This window comes from uncultured Maritalea sp. (genome assembly GCF_937139385.1).
Classification (GTDB): Bacteria; Pseudomonadota; Alphaproteobacteria; order Rhizobiales; family Devosiaceae; genus Maritalea; species Maritalea porphyrae_A.
In genome coordinates this window covers 1-3,085 of the sequence record NZ_CAKZPW010000293.1, presented here as the reverse complement: position 1 = coordinate 3,085, position 3,085 = coordinate 1, and the positions used below count along the sequence as shown (strand labels likewise).

General features: G+C 50.1%; 3 protein-coding genes and 1 pseudogene. All 4 read right to left on the bottom strand.

Annotated features, from left to right (window positions below; genetic code table 11):
* Nucleotides 1-111 precede the first annotated feature (111 nt).
* Nucleotides 112-522 (bottom strand): hypothetical protein, encoded by a 411-nt coding sequence (locus Q0231_RS12190; RefSeq protein ID WP_269392206.1) that lies wholly within the window; start codon nucleotides 520-522, stop codon nucleotides 112-114.
* 139 nt (nucleotides 523-661) lie between these two features.
* On the bottom strand, nucleotides 662-1,714 hold the full coding sequence (locus Q0231_RS12185; protein ID WP_269392205.1) for a succinylglutamate desuccinylase/aspartoacylase family protein: 1,053 nt from the start codon (nucleotides 1,712-1,714) through the stop codon (nucleotides 662-664).
* Nucleotides 1,714-2,619, bottom strand: a complete 906-nt coding sequence (gene rimK / locus Q0231_RS12180; protein WP_269392204.1) for a 30S ribosomal protein S6--L-glutamate ligase — start codon at nucleotides 2,617-2,619, stop codon at nucleotides 1,714-1,716. Before rimK ends, Q0231_RS12185 begins: the two co-directional genes overlap by 1 nt.
* Before the next feature lie 217 nt (nucleotides 2,620-2,836).
* Nucleotides 2,837-3,085, bottom strand: a pseudogene (locus tag Q0231_RS12175) (hypothetical protein); the annotation flags it as partial.

Genomic DNA, 3,085 nt, shown 5'->3' with positions numbered 1-3,085 from the left:
CCGAGCACCTGAAATAGAAAAGGGCGGCAAAAGCCGCCCTTGAAGCCAGACTAGTGTGGTTTAAACGTAAGAGCTTAGCTCGGGCTTTCCAATATTTTTTGGATTTGGTGTCTATGCACCACGCGCCCTGTTTCGCACGAGGCCAATGATCGTCAGAAGTGGTAGTAGACCAAAGAACTGCCATTGAGGAAGACTAGAAATCTCACCAAACTGCGAAAGCCCCGTTAGGACAAACAGGGCAGTCATGCCAACAAAGATGAGGATGACAGCAGCCGAAATTTCGACTGCGATCTTTGGCTTAATTGACGCGTAGAGCAACACACCTCCGCTGACGACGCACAAAAGCGCAATACCGTTCCACATAACCTGGGCGGTCGCTTTTGAAACAGCTGGCGTGTTTGATGTGTAGATCGGCTGCATTAGCTCTGGTGTGCCAACAATTAGATGAAGTGCTGTCGCGGCGAATGACAAGATGGCAGCAGAAAGGAGCCATTTGTTTGCGGTCCTAATGAAAAGTAGCATTTTGTTTCCTTTGGATAAGTACCTGCTGATGTTAGGTAAAATCTAAAGAGAATAACATACTCCTCCGTATGTTATTTTGTCGCAGCCGACATGCCGAACACCTGAAATAGAAAAGGGCGGCAAAAGCCGCCCAATTTTTTTAAATGATTTCGTCTTCGTCGAACATCGCCTCGGCTTCAACTTCCACTTGCGTTTGCAAGTGACCAAGCGCCGCTTCAGCGGATTCGTCGGAACGTTTGATCTTGGCAATGTGGAACAGCCCATCACCTTCGTTGACCACGGGCAGGTTGGTGCGCCCAATGATTAAGCCAGGATAGGCGGCTTTGAGTTCCACCTCTTTTTCCCCAAATGGGTCCGAAATAATGCCCAAAACTGTGCCTTCTTGCACGATCTCGCCATTGCCTTTGAACGTGCGCATGACCCCGCCGGCTGGCGCGCGCTCCCAATAGCTCGACGACGACAAAAGCGGCTTTACGCGTGGCTGCTTGACTGATTTTGCACTGAGCATACCCAAATGGCTCATCACCCGCAAAATGCCGGTTACGCCCATTTTGGCGGCATGTTCGTCAAACCGTAAGCCCTCGCCAGCTTCATAAAGCACCATCGGTGTTTCAAGACTGTCGGCAATCTGACGCATTGAACCTTCACGCAGCGGAGACAAAAGCGTAACCGGAGCACCAAAAGCCTGCGCCAGTTCTTTTGCTTTTTCCGACTTATGCGAAACGCGCGCTTGGGGCAGGTTTGCCCGGTTTACAGCGGCCGAGTGCAAGTCGATCCCAAAGTCAGATTTCTTGATGATCTCTTCAAGAAAAATATGTGCAAGCCGCGCGGCAAGTGAGCCTTGTGGACTGCCCGGAAACGAGCGGTTTAAGTCTCGTCTATCGGGCAAATACCGCGAATGGTTCATAAAGCCGAACGAATTGACAATCGGGATGGCGAGCAATGTGCCGCGCAGACCGCTCAGCTTTTTGCTGTTCAGCAAGCGCCGTACAATTTCCACCCCAATCACTTCGTCGCCGTGCACTGCCGCTGAAACGAAAACAGTTGGTCCGGGCAGGCGACCATGCACCACATGCACGCTGAGTGTAACGGGCGTATGGTCGGATAGAACACTGACCGGCAGGTCCACGGTTTTGCGTGTCCCTGCCTCCACTTCAAATGTCCCAAGTTTAAAGGGTTCACGTTTTGGCATTAGCCTTTACCTTTGGTGCGTGTTCTATTTGGTTTCGCGTGGTTTTCTAAAAACTCAATTGTCTTGCCAGCAAGATCAATGCCTGTTGCATTTTCAATGCCCTCAAGACCTGGTGATGAGTTGACTTCCATCACAACTGGCCCAGAAGATGAGCGCAGCATATCCACGCCACATACATTGAGGCCCATGGATTTCGCGGCTCTAACCGCTGTTGCGCGTTCTTCAGGCGTGATTTTGATTTGTTTTGCCGAGCCACCACGGTGCAAGTTGGACCGGAAATCGCCTTCAGCACCGGTGCGCAGCATTGCTGCAACCACTTTTCCGCCAATCACAAAGGCCCGGATATCAGATCCGCCTGCTTCTTTGACGAATTGTTGTACCAAAATGTTCACCTCAGCCCCACGGAACGCTTCGATAACGCTTTGCGCAGATTTGTCGGTATCAACCAGCATCACACCCACGCCTTGCGTGCCTTCCAAAAGCTTGATCACCAGCGGCGCACCGCCAGCCAGTTTGATCACTTCTTCTGTTTGTTTTGGGTCATGCGCAAAGGTTGTGTTGGGCAAGCCAACACCATCACGGGCAAGCAACTGCATGGAGCGCAATTTGTCGCGTGAACGGCCAATGCCTACACTCTCGTTCAGTGGGTAAACACCCATCATCTCGAATTGGCGCAAAACGGCCAGACCATAGAACGTAATCGACGTACCAATACGTGGAATAACTGCGTCGTAGCCCTTCAGCTTTTCGCCGTTGTAATAGATCTCGGGCCGCCGTGAGGCTATGTTCATATAGCAACGCAAAGTGTTGATGATGTGAAATTCGTGGCCGCGCTCTTCTGCCGCTTCCTTTAATCGTTTGTGCGAATATAGGTTCGGGTTTCTTGCCAACATAGCAATCTTCATTTCAGTCTCCTCATGTGGTGAAATGTGAGCGCGCCAACAAAAATGCGTCCCGGCTCATGATTAAACTTCACAAGTTCAATGGAACGCTCTTTAGGCTGTTTGTGCAAGAGTGCAAGAAAAAATTTAGGCAAATAGGGTCCGGTTTTGGACCCTCAGATATGCTAAAAATGCAAGGGTGGTTGTGGCCGCCAGTTTTGGCGACCACAAGGGATCAATTCTAAGCAGAAACCTGTTCAAATTTGCCTCGGAAAAAGCGCAAATACTCAGGCTCATAATTGAACTTCAGCCCTTTTATATTGGGCGCATTTTCCATCACCCGGCACACACTTTCAACAACCACATCCATATGCGCTTGGGTGTATACGCGGCGGGGCAGGGTGAGGCGAACTAGCTCAAGCTTTGGCATAAACTCTTTACCTGTATTTTTTAAAATATAAAACCCGAAAGCAACAATTGTTATTGGTAT

Excerpts from the sequence above, each read along its gene's own strand:
- Q0231_RS12190 (WP_269392206.1), bottom strand. The coding sequence starts at position 522 with ATGCTACTTTTCATTAGGACCGCAAACAAATGGCTCCTTTCTGCTGCC.
- Q0231_RS12185 (WP_269392205.1), bottom strand. The coding sequence starts at position 1,714 with ATGCCAAAACGTGAACCCTTTAAACTTGGGACATTTGAAGTGGAGGCA.
- rimK (WP_269392204.1), bottom strand. The coding sequence starts at position 2,619 with ATGAAGATTGCTATGTTGGCAAGAAACCCGAACCTATATTCGCACAAA.